The following is a 21,767-nucleotide window of genomic DNA, read 5'->3' on the forward strand; positions in this document are numbered from 1 at the left end:
ATCACCTCTTTTCCTGCAGTTCACCGTCGCGGATCATAACCACCCGTTTGGCATGCGCTGCAATGTCCGCATCATGGGTGATCATAAGAACGGAAACCCCTTCGTCATTCAGCTTCTGGAAAAGCTCCATAACCTGTCTGCCTGACTTACTATCCAATGCACCGGTAGGTTCGTCTGCCAGAAGAAGTTTGGGATTATTTACAATCGCCCTGGCAATGGCAACCCTTTGCATCTGTCCTCCAGACAGCTGGTTCGGTCTGAAATCCACACGGTCTGCAAGCCCGACTCTGTCAAGCGCTGCAAAAGCCCTTTCTCTTCGCTCCTTCTTAGGCACACGGGCATAATTCAGAGGCATTTCCACATTGGAAATAGCGGACTGTCTGGGCAGAAGATGAAAGCTCTGGAATACAAATCCGATCTTATTCAGACGGATATCTGACATCTCATTCTCGGAACATTTGCTGATGTCCTGCCCATCCAGATAAAAGCTTCCCTTGGTTGCCTGGTCCAGGCAGCCGATTATATTCATAAGTGTGGACTTACCAGAACCGGAAGGTCCCATAATGGCTACATATTCGCCCTCTTCCATGGAAAAATTCACATTCTTAAGAACTGGAACCGTCATTTTCCCCTGCAGGTAATCCTTATAAATTCCTTTCAGTTCAAGTATCATCCCGCTGCCTCCGTATCGTCGGAACCGTACATAACCGGATCTTCAATGGTATCCTCCGTAAAATCCTCTGTACTGTCATCAAATGAATCATCTTCTGTAATATCCTCAGATGCATCATATGAATCCTTACCATCTATAGTGGCATCCATATTTTCATCTACCACTCCGGATTCAAAATCCGCACTGGAATAATCCTCATCCAATGGTTCCATAATATCTCCATCAGAGTATTCCCCGGCATCCATATTACTTTCCATATCAACGCTTTCCAGTTCTTCATCTGTCATCTCAGACACATCTTTGGTACTCATACCTTCCACAAGACTGTCTGACGGGAATGCAATACTGTCATCTTCCGTAAGGCCATCTGCGATCTCATATTCCGAAAGATTATCGTCATGCTGTCCAAGGATGACAGAACGCTTCTCCAGCCGGCCTTTGGAATCCACTGCCCACACATAAGGGCTGTCTGTATCCGCGTCCACGATATAATAATCCCCGATCCAGATGCCAGTCTTCTGTTCCTCCTGGCCTTCATCCATCTCTATGTACACATGCTGGCCAAGCATCAGTCCTTCAGAGGAATCCAATGTCACATAGAACGGATAGGTACTGGAGCTGGTCGTATCATCCCCACTGGACATTCCCAAGTATGAATTACTACTGCTGCTGTTGGAAGAATTCTGCTCATCCACAGCTCCCATAGTGCCATGCCAGATCTGATTCTCATCTACCCTGGAACGTACAATCACCGCTGAACCCGGAACTACTGTATTTCTGTTCTGCTCATTCACCTGACCCTTAATACGGTATGCGCCGGTACTGAGGATTGTAATAAAAGCATTATCCGATGAATCAGAGCTTCCATAATCAGCGCTCATGCTGTCATCCAGTGTATCCCCGTCATCACTTCCCAGCTTGCTGGTATCAATTTTCTGGATAACACCGTCGATCTCGCTGCGCACTTCCGTATTGGTGGTAGCAGCCTGCAGCTTGTCAATCTCCGCCTGCTTGCTTACCTGATCGTATTCATTCTTCTTAAGATTCATCTTATTGGTTTCAATTTCGATCGTATAAGAAAGCTGGCTGCTCTTATTCGCTTTCTTTTTCTCTTTTTCAAGAGTGGTGATCTGTTCATTAAGGCTGAGGGCCTCATTTTTCAACCGGTCAAGTGCCAGCTGCGCTTCCTTCAGACTGTCCTGGATGCTGCTAAGATCGTATTCAAATAACAGCTGTCCTTTCTTAACCTCATCTCCGGTCTTTACCTTAACCTCCGTAACGGTTCTGCCACTCTCAATATTTACCTTAACAGTCTCCTGAGGTTCCACAACTCCTGCGAACCGGTTCATGACTCCGGAATCCTCACCAAGAAGTGTACTGATCTTCGTCACATAGGCCACTTCGCCGGAAGCGGAAGCTGAATCACCGTAATTCTGTTTATAATAATACCAGCCACCGGCGCCTGCAGCTCCTGCAAGAAGGATCAGTCCTCCGACGACAAAAACTTTTTTCTTCATGGTTACCTCCTGTACGATAACGCAATCCTTTTTTCATCTCATAACTGTTCAGAGCCAGTTACAACACCTTCTGCAATTATAGCAGATGGCCTCTCTCTTCTGTCATCTGCATTTACCCTGTTAATAATAACAGATTCCGCCTCAAAAGAAAAGTATTCAAAGCCCGCAATCTCTGTTTCTAATACATTTTTCACAATTTTTTCACTGTTTTTTTAGAAAAATCGTATAGATTTTAGGGATTTTTGACTTTTATACCGAAAAATGGTATAATAAAAAAAATTTATAAACTTTTTTACCCAATAACCTGAAAGGAAAGAAACTGTATGAAATCAGTAAAATATCTGCTTTTTCTTCTTTTACTTCTTTGTGTATTCCTATTCTGCGGCTGTACCGGCAAAGAAGAAAAGAAGATAGAAGAAGTAGTAAAACGGGAACTGGATCTTCTTAAGAACCTGGATTCCGACACCACACAGAAATACATCTCTTACCAGGAGCTTTTTCCTGAAGAAACGGAAGCTGCCTCTGATACCTCTGATATAGAAGAAGTCTCCTCTCTCTTTTTCCAGGATTTTGATTACAAGATTCTGAATGTTAACGTTGACAAGGACAAAAAAAATGCCCAGGCAGACCTTCGTCTGGTTACACTGGACGCCCACGCACTTGCTGAAGATTTTCTGAAAGCACAGCTGAAGCAGGAAATTTCCCTGGCAGCATCTGACCAGACAGATGATCAGACCTTTTCCCTGGAAGACCGTTACCGCCTGCTCCGGGAATTGTTAAGCACAAATGATTATCAGACAGTAGAGCGTAACTGCACCATTTCCCTCTCTGCTTCCCAGGATGAGGAAAAAAATTGGGAGATCCGGCGCAACAATTCATTGGAAAATGACCTTGTCGGCGGTCTTATGAATTATCTTACTGATCCGGATATTCTCTCTCCGGAAGATACGCTCACCGTATATCTTGATACCCTGAAAAATATGTCCACAGACGAACTTGGCAATTATCTGAATGCTGATTCCATCGCCAGCTCTGGTGATTCTGAAAAGATCCAGCTCGCAGATGCACTGGTAGAACACGTTCATGATTCTTTTGATTACTCTGTAGGCGAAGCTTCTGTTTCCGGTTACTACGCCACTGTTGATGCGACAATCACCACTTTTGACAGTGATGCGATTCTGAAAAACTATCAAAAAGAGCTTGATACTTATCTTTCTTCTGTAGATGCTGTAATAGACGGCTCCCAGAAGCGTTATGAAAAATCCTACAGCATGCTTCTGGATGTCATCGATAAAAGCACTGCTACCAAAACTGTGGAAACCACGTTTACCCTGATCAACGACGGAGCTTCCTGGAAGCTGGAAGATGCCGGGACTGTATTTGGTCAGGCATTATTTGGTAATTTAAGCTCCAGCCCGGTAGAAGATGCAGACACCCAAAGTTGACGCTTGCAGCTTTCCCTATAAAAAGAATAGTTTGTAATACACAAAAATCCTGCCATTTCAAGGCAGGATTTTTGTTTTTTATCTTTTTGGTATTTTATCTTTTTATCAGATAATCCTTTTTCAACGATTCTGTATGATATCACTTAATCTGTAATGCTATCTTCCTTCTCCACCTCAAGTCCCAGCTCATCAAGCTGTGCTGAACTTACACGCTGTGGTGCCTGTGTCATCAGACAGGAAGCATCTTTTACCTTCGGGAATGCGATAACGTCACGGATACTGTCAACCTTGGCAATAAGCATAACCAGACGGTCAAGACCGTAAGCCAGTCCTGCGTGAGGCGGAACACCATATTTGAACGCATCCAGAAGGAATCCGAACTGCTCATGGGCAGCTTCCGGAGTAAATCCAAGTTCTTTGAACATTCTTTCCTGAATATCATCCTGGTGAATACGGACACTACCGCCACCGATCTCATTACCATTCAATACAATATCATAAGCTTTCGCGCGGACAGCACCCGGATCTGTATCGAGAAGCGGGATATCCTCATCCATAGGCATGGTAAATGGATGATGCATAGCTGTGAAACGGTTCTCTTCCTCACTCCACTCAAGAAGCGGGAACTCTGTTACCCATACGAAACGGTATTCATTTTTATCAAGAAGATCCATCTGTTTTGCGAGTTCCAGACGAAGTGCTCCTAAAACATCATAAACCAGTTTCTTCTTGTCAGCTGCAAACAGAAGCAGATCTCCTGCTTTACCATCCATAGCTGCCACAAGAGCATCCATCTCTTCCTCTGTCATGAATTTGGCAAAGGATGATTTTCTTGTGCCATCTTCTGCGATTGCAATATAAGCAAGTCCCTTAGCACCATATCCTTTTGCAAACTCTACCAGCTTGTCAATCTTCTTACGAGGCATGCTGCCCTGGCCTTCTGCATTGATACCACGAACGCTTCCACCATTTTCAAGGGCACTTGTAAATACGGAGAATCCGCAGTTCTTCACAACATCGCTTACATCGTGAAGCTCCATGCCAAATCGCATATCCGGTTTATCGGAGCCAAAACGATCCATTGCTTCCTGCCAGGTGATTCTCTGAATCGGAAGTTTCACATCAATGCCAAGAACCTCTTTGAACAGATATGCAAGATATCTCTCATTTACATCAATTACATCATCTACATCAACGAAAGAAAGCTCCATATCGATCTGTGTGAACTCCGGCTGACGGTCGGCACGAAGATCCTCATCACGGAAACATCTTGCGATCTGGATGTATCTGTCATATCCGGAACACATCAGAAGCTGTTTGTACAGCTGTGGTGACTGCGGCAGACCATAGAAGCAGCCAGGATGTACACGGGAAGGTACCAGATAGTCTCTTGCGCCCTCCGGAGTACTCTTTCCAAGCATAGGAGTCTCAATTTCCAGGAATCCTTCATTTGTAAAGAAGGATCTTGTCAGCTGCATTACGCGGCTTTTCAGGATCAGGTTTCTCTGAAGATCCGGACGTCTTAAGTCAAGGTAACGGTATTTCAGACGTACATCCTCTTTTGTCTTGCTGTTTTCCTCAACCGGGAATGGCGGAACCTCTGCCTCAGAAAGAACACGAAGGGATTTTGCCCTTATTTCGATCTCGCCTGTTGCAAGATTTTCATTTACAGCACCTCCACGTTTCTCAACGGTTCCAGTAACTGCTATTACAAATTCGCTTCTAAGCTTACCAGCCTTTGCAAAGCCTTCCTCATCAATAGAGCCATTCTCGAAGATCAGCTGCATGATTCCGCTGCGGTCACGTAAATCAACGAAAATGATTCCTCCTTTATCTCTTGCTTTCTGAACCCATCCCATAAGGGTTACTTCGCTGCCTACCATCTGTGTGGTTACTTCTGCACATCGACAGGTTCTGTGCAGTCCCTGCATACTCTCAGCCATTTTAAGGCGCCTCCTTATTCTATGGGGTTTCCCCCAGCTTTCTCAAAATACAACTTCTGAAATCTGTTTCTTATCGTCTGAAAAATTCCACAAATTCCGCATAACCTTCTGCTGCCATCTGATCTTTCTGGAATTTTTTATTTTTCTTCATAATGGAGATATTAACCTGGACTCCGGTCTTTCTCTCCTCTTCTGCCTGACGGAAGATCTCGATCAGCTTATCTGACGGCATGTTTTTCTCTACAAGATAAGCTTTCTTAGCTTTCGCAGTAGGAATCTGATATCCTCTCTCAAGGAGAAGCATAACAATACGCTCAAATCCAATGGAGAATCCACATGCGCTCGTATTATTTCCGGTAAATTTACCGATCATCTCATCGTAACGTCCGCCACCGCCGACGCTGCCGCCGAACTCATCCATGGAAATCTCAAAGATCGGACCTGTATAATAAGACATACCACGTACCAGAGTGGGATCAAATGCCATCTTAAAGTCTGCGGTCTTTACAGCTTCCACTGTGGAAATGATTGTCTCAAGATCAGCTGCGATCTGCTCATCCAGAACACCTGCAAGCTTTTCTTTACAGTATCTTACGCCCTGGATATCTGAGCTGATTTCCTTAAACATAGCCAGGTAAGTGTCAATGCTCTCCTTTGCAAAGCCTTCCTCTTCCAGCTCTTTCGCTACGCCTTCAAGACCAATCTTATCCATCTTATCAAGAATGATAAATACAGTGTCAAAGCTCTCCTTCGGGAATCCGCTATACTCTGCCATAGCCTTCAGGATACGGCGGTCATTAATACGGATCATGAAATTATGGAAATCAAGCTTGCCAAGAAGCGTGGTGGTAGCAAGTACCAGCTCAATCTCTGCCATATAAGTAGGCTCGCCAAGAATGTCAATGTCGCACTGCATAAACTGACGGAAACGACCTCTCTGAGGACGGTCTGCTCTCCATACATATCCCATCTGAAGTGCCTTAAACGGTCCTGGCAGTTCATTGGAATTATTGGAATAATATCTGGAAAGTGGAACGGTCAGGTCATAACGAAGACCGGAATCCACAAGATCAGCCTCTTCTTTCGCCTGGTCAAGCTTCAGCTTCTCTCCTCTTTTCAGGATTTTAAAAATCAGCTTCTCGTTATCTCCCCCCTGTTTACTGCACAGGTTCTCAATATGCTCCACACTTGGAGTCTCAATTGAGGTAAATCCAAAGGAACCATATGTCTCACGGATCAGTCCTGTAACATAGTTACGGATTTCCATCTCCTTCGGTAAAATATCTTTCATGCCGGTTACCGGCTTTTTCTTTAATGCCATGTTTCCTCCTTATCAACCAGTTTCTCTGGTATGTACTACTCTTTGAAATGCAAGAAATACTTCCAGATCAAAGTTTTTTATTTCATCTATCATCAATTCCATCACAGTGTGCTTATCAAAAGCCTTACGGTAGGAACGATCCTGGCTCAGTGCACAGAACACGTCACATACCCGAAGGATTCTGGCTCCAATGGGAATCTCCTTGCCAGATAGATTAGACGGGTAACCGCTTCCATCGTAATTTTCATGATGATATAGAATACTCTCAAGAACAAAATCTGAATAGCCCTGGTCTTTCAGCTCTTCGTAACCAAGTGTGGAATGCATGCGGACATATTTCAGCTCCTCGATCACAAGAGGATTACTTTCCTGACCATTAATATAGCTTCTCAGCTTCAGCTTTCCGATATCATGAAGCATTCCCGCAATCGCAAGATCATAGCACTGTTCATGGGGAAGGCCAAACTCCTGACTTAAAGCATATGCCAGATTGCTTACTGCAATTCCGTGCTTCAGTTCTGCTGAAAGATCAAATTCCAGAAACCTGTCAGATTTTTCTGACGGATTCTCCGAAAGCTTTTCCAAGAATCTCCCCTCCCTCCTATAACCAGGTTCCAATTCCGGTGCGCTTTCTCTCGATCATCTCGTCGATACGGGCAATGTAGCTGGTAACATCCTTTACATTCTCCACACGTTCGATCCGTTTGCCATGGTCAAAGACCAGTTTGGAAGAGCCGCCTGCCCCAAGAGCAATGATAGGCTGTTTTTCTTCCATAATCAGTATATTGTAAATCCCGGCTTTGTCAACCTTTGCGTAGCCTACATTTTCAAAATTTCCCTTCATGTTCTTCTGACGATACAGATAGTAAGGTCCCATTTCCATGGAATAGGCTGTCTGCTGGGTCAGATCCATGATCTCCTGGTTATTCTCAAATGTCATCTCCTGATACCTGTCCTTAAACATATTCAGGCGTGCTGCACGCTTCACAGCCAGGGAATGAACGGTAAGACTGTCAGGGGATAATTCTTTCACCTTCTCCAATGTGTGTTTCACCTTGGAAATATCCTCTCCAGGCAGTCCCACAATAAGATCCATGTTAATATTGTTATAATCCAGTTCTCTGGCAAGCTTAAATGCTTCTATGGTCTGGGCCACAGTATGACGTCTGCCGATAATTTCCAGTGTCTCCTGATTCATGGTCTGTGGATTTACAGAAATTCTGGTCACAGGAAATTCCCTGATTGCTTCCAGCTTCTGTCTGGTAATACTATCCGGTCTTCCTGCCTCTATGGTAAATTCCACAAGTCCGTCAAATCCAAAGGACTCTCCCAACTGGTTCAGAAGTCTCCGCAGCTGATCCGGTTCTAACGTGGTAGGCGTACCGCCTCCAATGTAGAAGGTATCAAGCTTATAGTTCTTCATCATCTTAGCAGTCTCACGGATTTCAAGACAAAGTGCATCCAGATACTCATCTACCCGCTTCTGCCAGATTTTTAGGGGGTAGGAGCTGAAAGAACAGTACAGACAGATACTCGGGCAAAAAGGAATACCTACATATAGACTGTAACCATGCTCATAATCAATATCCTGAAGAATGGCCCGTTCCCTGTTTGCTATGGTGATGGCAAGAGCTGTTTTCTTCGCACTTACCAGATAACGGTCACGCATTTCCTGTGCAACCTCAGTATTTTTCATACCACTCTCGATCATCCCCATGGCAAGCTTGGCCGGGCGGATGCCTGTAAGATTTCCCCATGGAAGGTTTCTTCCTGTAAGCTTTACAAGAACATTGTACAACGCATATTTTAAATTGTCCTTATTTGCCTTTCTAAGTTCGTGGGCATCCAGGACTTTCTTCTGTGATCCGCAAACGAGATTGACAGCACCAGCTTCTGTCTTGTTCTCCTGGTTGATAGCTTCCTGATTTTCTCCTGGATCTCCATCTGCTCCTCGTATCACTTCAGCGCTGGCTATCCCTTTATGATCCTTAGTCTCATATTTTATAACAAAATTATCATTTTCTTTTTTCACAGTAAAGAAGATGTCGTATTCCTCTTCGTCTTTCTCGTAGAGGCTGTGGATATCTCCTTCCGGATAAAATGCCTTTATCAATTCATAGACATCATGCTCGAAATCCCTGTCAAGCAGCAGGATTCCTATTTTACACAAATGGATTGTACCTCTTTTCATAGCCGATTGTTGTAGATGTATCATGTCCCGGATAGACATCTGTATCATCCGGAAGAGCATTCAGAAGCTTATGAAGACTTTCCCGGATCTCACCGGCACTGCCGCCTGGAAAATCCGTTCTTCCCACAGAGCCACAGAATAAGGTATCTCCGCTGAACAATACACCCTCGTCTTTCAGATAATAACAGCAGCTTCCTTTGGTATGTCCCGGAGTATGAAGCATCTGAATGGAAAATCCTGCGATCTCGAAAACCTGCAGATCATCCAGAAATACATCCGGACAGACAGAACATGGCTTTCTCATACGATCGGTCATATTCACAGAAGGCTCCCGTAACATTTCTTCTTCCTGCCGACAGGCGTAAACCGGAATCTTATACTCATCCCTCACGGCCTGCACTGCCATAATATGATCAAAATGACCATGGGTAAGAAGAATTGCCATCGGTTTTGCCCCCATGACCTCTACCTTTTGGAAAATTTTCCCTGGCTGGTCTGCCGGGTCAACGATCAACAATTCACTTGTCTCTTTATTTTTCAGAAAATAGCAATTGGTATATACAGGGCCAAGAACCAGCTGCTGCAATTCAAGTTTTCCCATATGTTATCCTTTCATGGCAGATAGGCTGATTTCAACGTATCTGCTGAAGCTTTACTTTCAGTTTAATTTTCTGCAACGGCATCAGCCGGTAGTTCTCTCCACATCCATAACGCTTTCCAGCTGGCGGATCTTCTCGATGAGAGAATTAAGCTCTTCCTTACAGCTGACATTGAAGCTTACAGAGATCGTTGCCTTCTCCTGCTTATTGGTACGGCAGTTAATGTTCCGGATATCAATCTTACGTTCTGTAAAGATTTTGGAAATATCCACAAGAAGACCTGTACGATTATTTGCATATACATTGATTTCTGCCATGTAATGCTCATCCTGCTTGGCTTCCGGTTGCTGCCATTCAGCTTCAAGAAGACGGCTTCTGTCCATCTCCGACATATTCATCACATTCACACAATCTGTACGGTGAATCGTAACACCACGTCCCCTTGTGACATATCCTACGATCTCGTCACCTGGGATTGGATTACAGCACTTGGAAAAACGTACTGCAACATCATGAATTCCCCGCACCACAATGCCGCTCTTGCTCTTAATATGATGCTTTTTATCCTGGCTCTCAGCTGCTGCTTCCAGAACCTCTTCGTCTGTCAGGTTCTTCTTATTCTCTTTATCATAGGCTTCCACCAGCTTATTGAACACCTGGCCTTCTTTAAGGCCGCCATGTCCGATCGCAGCAAGTACAGAATCCCAGTCCCGGAAACCATATTTGCGGAGAACCGCCTCCAGATACTGGGGCTTGGTGTAGTTAGCGAATTTAAAGCCTTTACTCTTCGCATACTGGGAAAGCATTTCCTTGCCTTTTAGAATATTGTCTTCCTTCAGTTCTTTCTTAAACCACTGGTTGATCTTATTCTTGGCCTGTGTGCTCTTAACTACCTTCAGCCAGTCACGGCTTGGTCCCTGGGAATTCTGAGAAGTGATGATCTCGATACGGTCACCATTCTGGATCCGGTACTCAATAGGCACCAGCTTGCCATTTACACGTGCTCCCACCATCTTATTTCCCACAGCACTATGTACACTGTAGGCAAAATCAATAGGAGTTGAGCCATTTGGAAGAGTCTTTACATCTCCCTGTGGGGTAAAACAATAGACACTGTCTGCAAAAAGATCAAGGTCATTTTTCAGAAGGCTCATAAATTCCTTATTATCGGACATATCCCTCTGCCATTCCAGGATCTGGCGCAGCCAGTTCAGCTTCTCTTCTTCACGGTTACCTGTAGAAGTTTTACCGTCGGAAGCTTCTTTATATTTCCAATGTGCAGCAATACCATACTCTGCTGTCTTATGCATCTCAAAGGTTCTGATCTGTATCTCAAAAGGCTGGCCATTTGGACCGATCAGGGTAGTGTGCAAAGACTGGTACATATTCGGCTTCGGCATCGCAATATAGTCCTTGAAACGGCCTGGAATAGGCTTATACATCTCATGTATGACACCCAGGGCCGCATAACAGTCCTTCACTGTATCTACCAGGATACGGACTGCAAACAGGTCATAGATCTGGTCGATGGTCTTATTCTGGTTCACCATCTTCTTATAAATACTGAAGAAATGCTTCACACGGCCGTCAACCTGTGCCTTGATCCCAGCCTCTACCATATGCTGCTTTACAGTTTTTACAATATTTCCAACAAATTCTTCGCGGACACTCTTACGAAGAGCCACCTTCTCTACCAGATCATAATATACATCCGGCTTCAGATACTTAAGGGATAGGTCATCCAGCTCTACCTTAATCTTGGAAATACCAAGACGCTGTGCAATTGGTGCATAGATGTCCATGGTCTCCCTTGCTTTTTCCTTCTGTTTCGCAGGAGTCATATACTGAAGCGTGCGCATATTATGAAGGCGGTCCGCAAGCTTGATCAGGATAACGCGGATATCCTTCGCCATAGCAAGAAACATCTTACGAAGACTCTCTGCCTGCATTTCCACTTTATCCTTTGAATAGGACAGCTGTCCGATCTTGGTTACGCCATCTACCAGAAGGGCAACCTCCGGACCAAATTCCTTCGTGATCTCATCGCAGGTCATCCAGGTATCTTCTACTGCATCGTGAAGAAGTCCGGCAACAATGGTCTCTTTATCCAGCTCCAGGTCTGCCAGGATAATGGCAACGCATAAAGGATGGATGATATAAGGCTCTCCAGACTTCCTCTTCTGATCCTTATGGGCTTCCCTTGCTGTCTCATATGCCTTCTGAATCATGGTAATATCCGTAGAAGGGTGATATTTCTTTATGCTGGCGATCAGCTCATTATATAATACTTCAGGGCTTGTGAAGTCGTGCATGGATTTAACAGCTGCATCTGCCTTCTTCACAGACTCCAGCTTTTCCAGATCTTCTTTTGACACTTCAGGCTCCTTGCCCTGCTCGTTGATGATATCAGCCATAATTTTCACCTGCCTGTTTTAGTACTATCTGAATCAGCATCTACCCTTTTCGACCACGGGTATCTGGCGAAACAGTCATATTCCTTATTTGCCATCGTAACGGATCACGGAAGCAACATCATACTTCTCAAGCTTCTTACGACCTTCAAGTCCTGCCAGTTCCATAAGGAACACGATCTTTACTACTTCACCGCCAAGCTGTTCCACCAGCTTCGCAGCCGCTTCAACAGTACCACCTGTAGCGATCAGGTCATCAATGATCACAACCTTCTGTCCTGGTTTGATCGCATCCTTATGAATCTCAATCTCAGCCTTACCATACTCCAGGTCATAGCTTGCAGAAACAGTCTCACATGGAAGCTTGCCTTTCTTACGGATAGGTACAAAAGGCTTATGAAGATTATAAGCGATCGGCATACCAAAAATAAATCCACGGGATTCAGCCCCCGCAATAACATCCACATCTACATCCTTCAGGCACTCCTGCATGGAATCGATTGCAAGCTTCAGTCCGTCTGCGTCCTGGAGAATACTTGTAACATCTCTGAAAATAATTCCGGGTTCTGGAAAATCCGGTATGCTTCTTACATATTCTTCTATTTTTTTCATAATAGCCTCCTCAGATTAATGGATGTTACGGGGGAAGCAGCAGCTACCCCTGGCATCATAATTATTTTTTAGTATAACACTTTTTGTACCTGGAATCAACGTAAAACCGACAGCAGCACTGGAAATACTGCATTTTTCGTGGTTTTACATGATTATTCCCTTATGCGCAGTAATTTTGTATGACAATTTGCAAAGATTCCCTTCCCATATAAGTATTTATTTTAGGGTAATAGGTCACGGAAATGGTCTCATGTGTTCTTGCAAATTCCGCAAATTCTTTTGCTTCTCCCCAGTAGATTCCATCCATCACTACACCAGACGGATCCTGCAGCTGAAGCTTCACTGTATTCTGATTCTTTCCATATATTCCCACTTTTAAAATCCGGAGATTTTTCTGTGCAAAAAGAGGTTTTGTGTTTCCCTTTCCAAAGGGCTCCAGAACCGCCAACTGCCGGATCAACGCTTCATTTATGTAAGAAACAGGCATTGGCACGTCGATCACGATTTTCGGAATCATATCTTCTTCTGTAAGAGTACAGTTTTCATTCAACTGATGACGGAAATCTTCTACATTTTTCTCCTCTATGGACAAACCAGCTGCCATAGGATGGCCTCCATACTGTATCAGCAGCTTATCACATTTCACCAGTTCTTCGTACATGGAATAATTCTCTGTGGATCTGCCGCTGCCTTTCACGGATTTCTCTCCTCTTGTAAGGACAAAGGCAGGTTTATGATATTTTTCCCGGATTCTTCCTGCAATAATTCCTGCCAGGCTCTCGTGACAATCTGGCAGAAAAACCACCATGACTTTGTCATTTTTCAGATCACTGCCCTCGATCAGCTTATAAGCAGCCTCTGTTCCCTGCTCTGTCAAAGCTTTACGGCTGTCATTTAAAGCCTTCAGATCATCTGCAAGCTTCGCAGCCTTCTCTTCATCTGTGCACTGTAAAAGAGCCAGTGAACGCATGGCAGTATCCAGTCTTCCGCTTGCATTTATACAGGGACCAAGGCGGAATCCAATATCGTAAGAAGTGATTTTCTGATCCTCCAGACCGATTGCTCGTATCAATGCTTTTAATCCCTTATTTTTCGTATGTGGAAGACGTACAAGGCCTTCTTTTACCAGAATGCGGTTTTCCCCCTTAAGATCCATAATATCGCCAACTGTCGCAATGGCTGCCGGCTCCAGATAGTCTTCTTTTTCACTTTCCGGTATTCCATATCTCTCATATAATGCAAAAACAAGTTTCATCGCCACTACTGCACCACATATATTTTTATTCGGATATGCACAGTCTGGCTGTTTGGGATTTACGATCGCATCCGCTGGCGGAAGCTTATACATCCGTCCTGTATCTGTATCCTCAAAAGGAATCTCATGATGATCCGTCACCACTACCGTCATACCAAGGCTCTTGGCAAATGCGATCTGGTCTGCCGCTGAAATACCATTATCGCAGGTTACGATCGTATCAATTCCATCCTCCCTGGCTTTCTCGATCAAGTGATCGTGAATTCCATAGCCATCTGCAATACGGTCTGGAATATAGGTATCCACATTTGCACCAAGACGTTTAAATCCTTTAAGCAGAATGTATGTTGCAGTCACACCATCAATGTCATAATCCCCTATGATTCTCATTCTGCATCCCTGCGCTATTTTTTCAGAAATGATGCTTATAGCTTTATCAATATCTTTCAGTAATTTCCAGGATGGAATATCATCCAGTTTTCCATTCAAATACTGGTCAATTGCTTCGTCACCTATAACGTCCCGGTTCCGGATGATTCTTGCGATTACCGGATCAATTCCGTATTTCCGGCTGATTTCCTGAAAGTCAGCTTTTTTCGCTGTCACTACCCATTTTTCCATGTTTTATCTCCTGCTGTAAATTGCTCGTGTAATAATATCAGGAACAAAATATTCTTTCATAATAAGTAACTGTTCAAATCCATTTGGCGGATACGCCACACCAACGAAATGCGAAGCATTTTGGAGGTTGGCTCTGAACAGTTACCATAATAATAGGAATCCATGCAAAAAGCAAGCCGGGACAGTTATTTTCGCCTGTCCCGGCCTGCTTTTTTATATTTCAGAGTAACTATTCAAAGCCAGCCTCTAAAATATTTGGTTCATTTTATTTTTCTTCTGAAGTACCATCCTGGGCATTCTTTGCAGCTTCCTGGGCTGCCAGACGCTCCTGGACTCTCTTACGGTTTTTCTTCTTCGGCTGAGCCTGCCCATCTGCTGCAGATGATGCAGTCTGTGTTTTTGCCACGGAAGTAGTTTTCTGTGCAGGTGCTGCTGTTGCCTTAGCTGTTGCAGCCTGTCCACCACCGATTTTTTTCTTCATTACCAGCCAAAGTGCACCAGTAATGCATACAGAAGAATAAGCACCACAGATAATACCAACCATCAGAGGTGCCGCAAACTCACGGATAGAAGATACACCCATGATGTACAGAACTGCTACCATAATAAATGTGGTAAGGGAAGTATAAATACTTCTTGTAAGTGTCTGTGTAATACTTCTGTTAACAACTTCCTCGATCTCATCCAGGCGCTTGCTTCCGTGGAGATTCTCACGGATACGGTCGAAGATAACGATCGTAGCATTGATGGAATAACCAACAATGGTAAGCATACATGCGATAAAGGTATTTCCTACGGAAATTCTGGAAATCGCATAAAATGTAAGGACAACCAGCACGTCATGAAGAAGTGCAAGTACTGCACTGCCCGCGAAACGGATATCCTTAAAGCGGAACCAGATGTACAGAAGCATGAAGATCGTAGCAACGATAACGGCTACTACTGCATCTCTTCTCATCTCATTGCTGACAGTAGAGGAAATACTCTCTGCCTGGATCAGGGATTCATCTACACCGAATTTATCAACAAGTGCCTGGTTCAGTGCTTCACGCTCATCAAGATTCAGGGAACGTGTTTTGATGATGACCTGATTGGTTCCAACAACCTTAGTAGGCTGTACATTCTTATCTCCTGTAACCTCTTCTACAACAGGTGTAACCTCAGAATCAATGGTCTTGATATCCATATCTTCATTAAAGGTAACGTTCGTGGAGGTACCGCCTGAGAACTCAAGACTGTAGTTCAGGGCTTTTCCGCCTGTTGCACTGTGGATCAGCATGGTAACCGGTCCTGCAAGGATCAGGATAATGGAAAGGGTAAAGCAGAATCTTCTCTTTCCAACAAAATTGATAACTTTTTTCTCTTCGGTCTTACCGTAGAATTTCTCATCACGTACTCCAACTGCATACAATGCGTTGATCACCAGTCTGGAGAATACCAGGGCTGTGAACATGGAGATCACGATACCAAGAGCCAGTGTATATGCAAATCCCTTAACAGAACCTGTACCAAGCCACATCAGAACGAATGCAGCGATCAGGGTTGTGATGTTACCATCAAAGATTGCAGAAAAGGCCTTGGAGAAACCTGCTTTGATCGCACTTCTCACAGAAGAACCGGCACCAATCTCCTCACGGATACGTGCATAAATAATAACGTTCGCATCCACAGCCATACCAATGCCAAGGATAATACCTGCAATACCCGGAAGCGTAAGGGTAATGTCAAATGCATTTAAGGTAAGCAGAATGGTAGCTGTGTAGAAAATCAGGGAGAAGCCTGCAACCACACCAGGTACACGGTAAGCAATGATCATGAACAGAATAACAATGATCAGACCGATCAGACCTGCTACAAGGCTGGTAGAGATAGCTTCCTCACCAAGCTGTGCAGCTACAACACTGGAACGGAGCTCTGTAAGCTCAAGGCTAAGGGAACCGATACGGATATAAGAAGCAAGCTCCTGTGCTCTTTCAACACTTTCCATACCACTGATCTGAGCCTTACCACCTGTGATAGCTTCATTTACTCTCGGAGCACTTAATACACCGTTATCGTAAATGATGGCGATCTGTTTTCCAACATTATTCTGGGTTGCCTCAGCAAACTTGGTCTTACCTTCATCTGTAAGCGTCAGGTCTACTACATATTCCCTGCTGCTGGAATTCTGCTGCTGAATCGCACCACCTGTAGCATCTGCCACATCTGTACCTTCCAGAACTACAGAACCTGCTGCACGGATCTCATCCAGGCTTCTTGCCAGGGAGTATCCTGTCTCACTGCTGGAGTCTGCCTGGAAGTTTACGTTTCCATCATCATCCTGCTGTGTGATAAAGCAGAGGGAACCTGGCTGGCCAAGTTCTTCCAGAATCGCATTGGCATCTGTTACACCAGGAATTTCTACATTGATACGGTCAGATCCTTCCTGATATACCTGTGCCTCTGTGCTGTACTGCTCAACACGTTTCTGCAGCTTATACACAGTATCACTCATGTCCTCACTGCTTGGGTTGCTGTCTTTTGCCTGATATGTAATGCTGACACCACCTGCCAGATCAAGTCCGGTCTTAATATTCTTCATGGAACCGGTTCCTGTAGGGCCAATACCTACAGCAGCCGTATAGCAGAAGAATACGGTAACGATGGCAGTCAGGATCAGGACTAAGATTCCTCTTGATTTTTTCATTGTTCTGTCCCTTCTTTTTTGTTTTTCGCAAAAGCAGGGCTGACAGAAATCTTCGCAGCTGGCGAAGAGCTATCAGTCTTCTGCCAGTGCGGCCTTTATCATGATGGCGCACTCCACACGCTTCCTCTGGAGCTCGCATCCGATTTCATAATTACTTCTGATATCCTTATGGGCATGATATCCGTTTGCTGCACATCCACCGCTGCAGTAGAATCTTGCAAAGCAATCTTTACAAGCTGGTTTGGTGTAAACGTTACAACAGCCAAATTCTTTCTGGATGTCAGTTCTTGTGATTCCTTCATCCACATTTCCCATCAGATATTCTTCTTCCCCAACAAACTGGTGACATGGGTAAAAATCACCCCATGGAGTTACGGCAAGATATTCCGTACCGCTTCCGCATCCTGAAAGTCTCTTGTATACGCAGGGACCACCAGTAAGGTCGATCATAAAGTGGAAGAAATTAAAGCCTTTGCCCTCTTTCTCCCTTTTGATCATCTCTTTTGCGAGAAGATCATATTCTTCCATGATCTTCGGCAGGTCTTCCTCACGAAGTGCATACTCTTCTGAAGGATCCGCTACTACCGGCTCCACGGAGATCTGCTTAAACCCAAGGTCTGCCAGATGAAGTACATCCTGGGAAAAGTCAAGATTATGATGAGTAAAGGTTCCTCTTACATAATACTTGTCCTGATTACGTGATTCTGCAAATTTCTGGAACTTCGGCAGGATCAGATCGTAGCTTCCTGCTCCTTTGCGGAACGGACGCATGAAATCATGAACCTCCTTACGGCCATCAATACTGAGAACCACATTTCCCATCTCTTTGTTACAAAATTCCATTACCTCATCATTCAGAAGAACACCATTTGTGGTAAGGGTAAAACGGAATTTCTTATTATGAATCTTCTCCTGCTCACGGCCGTATGCCACCAGGTCTTTTACAACCTGCCAGTTCATAAGCGGCTCGCCGCCGAAGAAATCCACCTCAAGATTATGTCTGGATCCTGAATTGGCGATCAGAAAATCCAGTGCCTTCTTGCCCACTTCAAAAGACATGAGAGCTCTTCTTCCATGATACTCTCCTTCTTCAGCGAAGCAATAACGACAGGCCAGATTACAATCATGGGCGATGTGCAGACAAAGGGCTTTCACCACTGTCTGACGATTCTTGGTAAATGCATCAATGGCATTCTCATATACATCCTTGGTAAAAAGCATGCCATCGGCTTTCAGCTTCTCACATTCTGCCACTGATGTCTTAATATCATCTTCTGAAAACTGATCTCCCAGTTTTCCCACAATGGCTGCTGCGTCCAGACCTTCTTCCATATAAGGAAGTACTTCGTAGGTCACCTCGTCCACAACATGGATACATCCGCTGTTAATATCCAGCACGATGTTATAGCCATTGTTCTGATAACGGTGAATCAGACTCATGTTATTATATCCTTTCATTCTTTCCTATTGCATGAATAAGCAGCGGCTTTTACACCGCTGCTTACATACGTTCCCGGCTGCTTCGTATAATCGCCTGGATTATTTATTCTCGCAGCTCTGGTTTCCTACTGTACAGGATGTCTTGCATGCGGACTGACATGATGTCTGGCACTCGCCGCATCCGCCTTTCTTTACAGTGTTCTGCAGATTCTTTGTATTTAATGTTTTGATATGCTGCATAGTATTAGCCTCCTTATGTATATAATCTTTGCCTAGTATATCATATTTTTTTTTATTTTTAAAGTACTTTTTTTAGCGGCAATTTCTATCAAGACAACATACCTCCAAGGGCACCGCCTCCAAGGCACATCAGAAAGGTCGTTATGGCATGCATCAGGCTCATATCCCATTTTCCTTTTACGATAAAAGAGACGGTAACCAGCAGCAGATAATAAAAAACTCCTAACAGAATCCCCCACAGATACTTGTCTTTACGTACAATTTTCCCAGCCATAAATCCCCCGAGAAGGCAGGATAAAATATATACAGCTACGATTCCCACTGACACTGGCTTTTCCCCAAGATCAAACTGAAACAGAAGGAACGCCAGAAATAATAGAAATACTCCGGTAACTGCATAAGAAAATAGTAAGGATTTTAAAATTGCTTTCATTTTCATAAAAACAGCCCTCCCATATGCAATATATGGAAGGGCTGATCTTGTTATTCCTTTTTCTTACTTATCTTTTTTCCTGCGTACCACAAGTACTATAATGATTACAGCAGCTGCTGCAACTACAAGGATCACAAATGGAAGGATCATCGTGTTGTCACCAGTTTTTACTGCGTTTGAAGTCTGACCTGCGCCGTTATTGGCAGAGGTATCTGCTGCTGTGGTCTGTCCGCCGGCAGTACCGGAAGAACTGTTTCCAGCTCCATTTCCATCGGTTCCGGTGACTGTTCCGGAATTTCCTGTTCCATTATCAGATGTGCCTGATGAAGTACCGGTTCCAGTAGTACCATTGCTATTTTCTGCTTCATTTCCAGAAGTTCCAGCACCGCCAGAGCTGCCGTTACCTGAAGCTGTGCTGCCAGCTGTGTTTCCTCCGGAAGATGTACCTGCATTATTTCCACTGCCTGTACCATTTGAATTATCTGTATTTCCTGTTCCGTTACTCTTATCAGCAGTACCAGTTCCACTTGTTCCATTGGTGCCTGCTCCTGTTACAAACGGAGACGGGGTCGGAGTACCACTGATTGTTACAGTAGGTGTCGGAGTCGGCGTACTTCCGTCTCCATAAGCACCGTTGGCGATCTCGTCACCGATCACAGGATGAAAGCCCGCAATTCCAAAAGGACTAAAGGAATGTGTACTGAATACCAAAGTACTTCCATTTACACTTGGAATGATCGTCTCTGTAGCACCATTGTCAAGAAGATGCTCAACAGAGTACTCATATCCTTCTTTTACCGGAATGGTCACACTTACATACTGTCCATCTGGAATTTCATACTCTATATTATTCTTCAGATCCCATAATTTAAATTCATAAGACTGGAAAATTGTCGCCTTACTCTCATTCCTAAATTCGTAATTCTCTCCGCTGGTCACCTGGAACTGCACATACCAGGGAAGATCAATACCTGAAACCTGGATACCGTCACAACTATGGTTCTGGGCAGCTCTTGCCGCCTGTTCTTCCTCTGTCAGATTGTCTTCTGCCACATCAGGTCTTGTATCTGCCACAGTGAAATCCAGAGGATTGTCGAAAATATTTTCTTTCTCATCAGGTTTATCTGTGCCATCCAGAACGGTTGCTCCCGGCATCGCAATGCCCAGAGTCTGATTTAATTTCCCAGTTTCTTCTATTACCGCTTCACTGTCGGATGCATTCCCACCATTATCTGCGTTATTTGTACCATCTGTAGCTTCGCCGTTGTCTACAGCTTCGCTGCTGTTTACATCTCCATTACTGTCTGTATTTTCACTGCTGTCCGTTATTTCAGCGCCAACAGATTCTGCGGCCTTTCCATCATCTGTTTTCCCATCTGGTTCTGCCAAAGCGCTTCCATTTTCCAACTGGGAATCCTGGGTGCCATCACTTCCTGTACTCTCAGAAGCTCCTGTATTTTCACCAGAAACCTCTTCTGCACTTCCTGTAGCCCCATCCTTGGAAGTTTCATTTGCTCCAGAAGGTGCTTCACTGCTATTTTCCGCAGAATTGCCAGCTGCAGATGTATTCTCTCCAGCTTTATTTTCTGACTCTATATCATCTTTTGCCTCACCAGCATCAGGTGTATTCTCCAGCTTTCCTGTATCTGCAGATTCACCTTGTAATGCGTCATCCTGCTTCTTTGCTCCTGTACCAGAAGATTCTGCACTTTCCAGCTGGGATGAATCCGTCTCACGATCTGCCTCAATGCTATTGACAACAACCGTAATTTTCCCTTTCACAACTTTCTGCTCTGCGTCCCAGCCCGGCAAATAGGAGAGATCCACATCTGCTGCAGGCTTAAACACAACCTCACAGGACTGCACTCTTTTGTCTGGCACAAATGATGTATCTACCCAGGAAAGAATTCCATAATCACTTTTCGGCAATGTTACTTCTGAAAGAGCCACTGGCTGTTCAATCGTTATATTATCAGGAATAAGACTGGATGTCTCAAGTCTGGTCTCCGTATTCTGTCCCCATGCAATTACCGGATAAGCCTGTCCGGTCATCAGAACTGCTGTCATTGCGGCTGCCGCAAGTAATGATACACTTTTTCTGTACATAACGTTCTTTTTCTTCTTCATCCTGGCACCTCTGTATGTATGTAAATTAAATTTATATGCAATTATTCGTTCTTAACGTACACTATATCAAATCTTTATTCTTTTGTAAATGTTTTGTAACAATTTATTTTATTTTTTACCACATCGAATTATAACACAATTCTAACTTTTTCGACACCCCCCAATTCTATTTTTTTGTGGACTTATATATTGAAGCTCCGAAACACATAAAAAGGCTTTTCCGTGAGATACAAAAAATATCTGTAAAGCATTC

At 44.2% G+C, this 21,767-nt stretch carries 17 protein-coding genes; 1 reads left to right on the plus strand and 16 read right to left on the minus strand.

Annotated elements, in window-relative coordinates:
* Position 1 precedes the first annotated feature (1 nt).
* Genes ACTQWB_RS08805 through ACTQWB_RS08815 form a run of 3 tightly spaced genes read right to left on the minus strand, consistent with a single transcriptional unit; the run spans position 2 to position 2,384 of the window.
* Positions 2–673: an ABC transporter ATP-binding protein gene (locus ACTQWB_RS08805; RefSeq protein WP_441501394.1), complete on the minus strand. Its 672-nt coding sequence runs from the start codon at positions 671–673 to the stop codon at positions 2–4.
* Positions 670–2,190 (minus strand): efflux RND transporter periplasmic adaptor subunit, encoded by a 1,521-nt coding sequence (locus ACTQWB_RS08810; protein WP_441501393.1) that lies wholly within the window; start codon positions 2,188–2,190, stop codon positions 670–672. The genes ACTQWB_RS08805 and ACTQWB_RS08810 overlap by 4 nt, the downstream gene beginning before the upstream one ends.
* A 38-nt stretch (positions 2,191–2,228) precedes the next feature.
* Positions 2,229–2,384, minus strand: a complete 156-nt coding sequence (locus ACTQWB_RS08815) for a hypothetical protein (RefSeq protein WP_441501392.1) — start codon at positions 2,382–2,384, stop codon at positions 2,229–2,231.
* 129 nt (positions 2,385–2,513) lie between these two features.
* Between ACTQWB_RS08815 and ACTQWB_RS08820 the strand changes: the two genes are divergently transcribed.
* On the plus strand, positions 2,514–3,635 hold the full coding sequence (locus ACTQWB_RS08820; RefSeq protein WP_441501391.1) for a hypothetical protein: 1,122 nt from the start codon (positions 2,514–2,516) through the stop codon (positions 3,633–3,635).
* 143 nt (positions 3,636–3,778) lie between these two features.
* Here the strand turns inward: ACTQWB_RS08820 and aspS are convergent, their stop codons facing one another.
* The 13 genes from aspS to ACTQWB_RS08885 all read right to left on the minus strand — a co-directional run bounded on the left by aspS (position 3,779) and on the right by ACTQWB_RS08885 (position 21,514).
* Positions 3,779–5,578: an aspartate--tRNA ligase gene (aspS, locus tag ACTQWB_RS08825; RefSeq protein ID WP_441501390.1), complete on the minus strand. Its 1,800-nt coding sequence runs from the start codon at positions 5,576–5,578 to the stop codon at positions 3,779–3,781.
* Positions 5,579–5,648: 70 nt separating this feature from the next.
* Positions 5,649–6,899, minus strand: a complete 1,251-nt coding sequence (gene hisS / locus ACTQWB_RS08830) for a histidine--tRNA ligase (RefSeq protein ID WP_441501389.1) — start codon at positions 6,897–6,899, stop codon at positions 5,649–5,651.
* A gap of 12 nt (positions 6,900–6,911) precedes the next feature.
* Positions 6,912–7,484 (minus strand): HD-GYP domain-containing protein, encoded by a 573-nt coding sequence (locus ACTQWB_RS08835; protein ID WP_441501388.1) that lies wholly within the window; start codon positions 7,482–7,484, stop codon positions 6,912–6,914.
* Between the two features lie 16 nt (positions 7,485–7,500).
* Positions 7,501–9,090 carry a coproporphyrinogen dehydrogenase HemZ gene (hemZ, locus tag ACTQWB_RS08840; RefSeq protein ID WP_441501387.1) on the minus strand — a complete coding sequence of 530 codons (1,590 nt, stop codon included), beginning with the start codon at positions 9,088–9,090 and terminating at the stop codon, positions 7,501–7,503.
* The gene (locus ACTQWB_RS08845; RefSeq protein ID WP_441501386.1) at positions 9,062–9,691 is read right to left on the minus strand and encodes an MBL fold metallo-hydrolase; all 630 of its coding nucleotides are present in this window, start codon (positions 9,689–9,691) and stop codon (positions 9,062–9,064) included. Before ACTQWB_RS08845 ends, hemZ begins: the two co-directional genes overlap by 29 nt.
* An 81-nt stretch (positions 9,692–9,772) precedes the next feature.
* A complete protein-coding gene (locus tag ACTQWB_RS08850; RefSeq protein ID WP_441501385.1) occupies positions 9,773–12,103 on the minus strand; it encodes a RelA/SpoT family protein in 2,331 nt (776 codons plus the stop codon).
* Between the two features lie 84 nt (positions 12,104–12,187).
* Positions 12,188–12,712, minus strand: a complete 525-nt coding sequence (locus ACTQWB_RS08855; RefSeq protein ID WP_441501384.1) for an adenine phosphoribosyltransferase — start codon at positions 12,710–12,712, stop codon at positions 12,188–12,190.
* 160 nt (positions 12,713–12,872) lie between these two features.
* A complete protein-coding gene (gene recJ, locus ACTQWB_RS08860) occupies positions 12,873–14,588 on the minus strand; it encodes a single-stranded-DNA-specific exonuclease RecJ (RefSeq protein WP_441501383.1) in 1,716 nt (571 codons plus the stop codon).
* Positions 14,589–14,853: 265 nt separating this feature from the next.
* A complete protein-coding gene (secD, locus tag ACTQWB_RS08865) occupies positions 14,854–17,274 on the minus strand; it encodes a protein translocase subunit SecD (protein WP_441501382.1) in 2,421 nt (806 codons plus the stop codon).
* A 72-nt stretch (positions 17,275–17,346) separates the two neighbouring features.
* Positions 17,347–18,714, minus strand: a complete 1,368-nt coding sequence (gene scfB / locus ACTQWB_RS08870; protein WP_441501381.1) for a thioether cross-link-forming SCIFF peptide maturase — start codon at positions 18,712–18,714, stop codon at positions 17,347–17,349.
* Between the two features lie 99 nt (positions 18,715–18,813).
* Entirely contained in the window at positions 18,814–18,954 is a 141-nt protein-coding gene (gene scfA, locus ACTQWB_RS08875) for a six-cysteine ranthipeptide SCIFF (RefSeq protein WP_021926839.1), read from the minus strand.
* Positions 18,955–19,042: 88 nt separating this feature from the next.
* A complete protein-coding gene (locus ACTQWB_RS08880; RefSeq protein ID WP_441501380.1) occupies positions 19,043–19,393 on the minus strand; it encodes a TIGR04086 family membrane protein in 351 nt (116 codons plus the stop codon).
* Between the two features lie 57 nt (positions 19,394–19,450).
* Positions 19,451–21,514, minus strand: a complete 2,064-nt coding sequence (locus ACTQWB_RS08885) for a hypothetical protein (protein WP_441501379.1) — start codon at positions 21,512–21,514, stop codon at positions 19,451–19,453.
* Positions 21,515–21,767 lie beyond the last annotated feature (253 nt).

The organism is Blautia sp. HCP3S3_H10_2, from assembly GCF_052122375.1.
Lineage (GTDB): Bacteria > Bacillota > Clostridia > Lachnospirales > Lachnospiraceae > Blautia_A.

Excerpts from the sequence above, each read along its gene's own strand:
- ACTQWB_RS08845 (WP_441501386.1), bottom strand. The coding sequence starts at position 9,691 with ATGGGAAAACTTGAATTGCAGCAGCTGGTTCTTGGCCCTGTATATACC.
- aspS (WP_441501390.1), bottom strand. The coding sequence starts at position 5,578 with ATGGCTGAGAGTATGCAGGGACTGCACAGAACCTGTCGATGTGCAGAA.
- hisS (WP_441501389.1), bottom strand. The coding sequence starts at position 6,899 with ATGGCATTAAAGAAAAAGCCGGTAACCGGCATGAAAGATATTTTACCG.
- ACTQWB_RS08850 (WP_441501385.1), bottom strand. The coding sequence starts at position 12,103 with ATGGCTGATATCATCAACGAGCAGGGCAAGGAGCCTGAAGTGTCAAAA.
- hemZ (WP_441501387.1), bottom strand. The coding sequence starts at position 9,090 with ATGAAAAGAGGTACAATCCATTTGTGTAAAATAGGAATCCTGCTGCTT.
- ACTQWB_RS08855 (WP_441501384.1), bottom strand. The coding sequence starts at position 12,712 with ATGAAAAAAATAGAAGAATATGTAAGAAGCATACCGGATTTTCCAGAA.
- ACTQWB_RS08810 (WP_441501393.1), bottom strand. The coding sequence starts at position 2,190 with ATGAAGAAAAAAGTTTTTGTCGTCGGAGGACTGATCCTTCTTGCAGGA.
- scfA (WP_021926839.1), bottom strand. The coding sequence starts at position 18,954 with ATGCAGCATATCAAAACATTAAATACAAAGAATCTGCAGAACACTGTA.
- recJ (WP_441501383.1), bottom strand. The coding sequence starts at position 14,588 with ATGGAAAAATGGGTAGTGACAGCGAAAAAAGCTGACTTTCAGGAAATC.
- ACTQWB_RS08885 (WP_441501379.1), bottom strand. The coding sequence starts at position 21,514 with ATGAAGAAGAAAAAGAACGTTATGTACAGAAAAAGTGTATCATTACTT.
- ACTQWB_RS08820 (WP_441501391.1), top strand. The coding sequence starts at position 2,514 with ATGAAATCAGTAAAATATCTGCTTTTTCTTCTTTTACTTCTTTGTGTA.
- scfB (WP_441501381.1), bottom strand. The coding sequence starts at position 18,714 with ATGAGTCTGATTCACCGTTATCAGAACAATGGCTATAACATCGTGCTG.
- secD (WP_441501382.1), bottom strand. The coding sequence starts at position 17,274 with ATGAAAAAATCAAGAGGAATCTTAGTCCTGATCCTGACTGCCATCGTT.
- ACTQWB_RS08880 (WP_441501380.1), bottom strand. The coding sequence starts at position 19,393 with ATGAAAATGAAAGCAATTTTAAAATCCTTACTATTTTCTTATGCAGTT.
- ACTQWB_RS08805 (WP_441501394.1), bottom strand. The coding sequence starts at position 673 with ATGATACTTGAACTGAAAGGAATTTATAAGGATTACCTGCAGGGGAAA.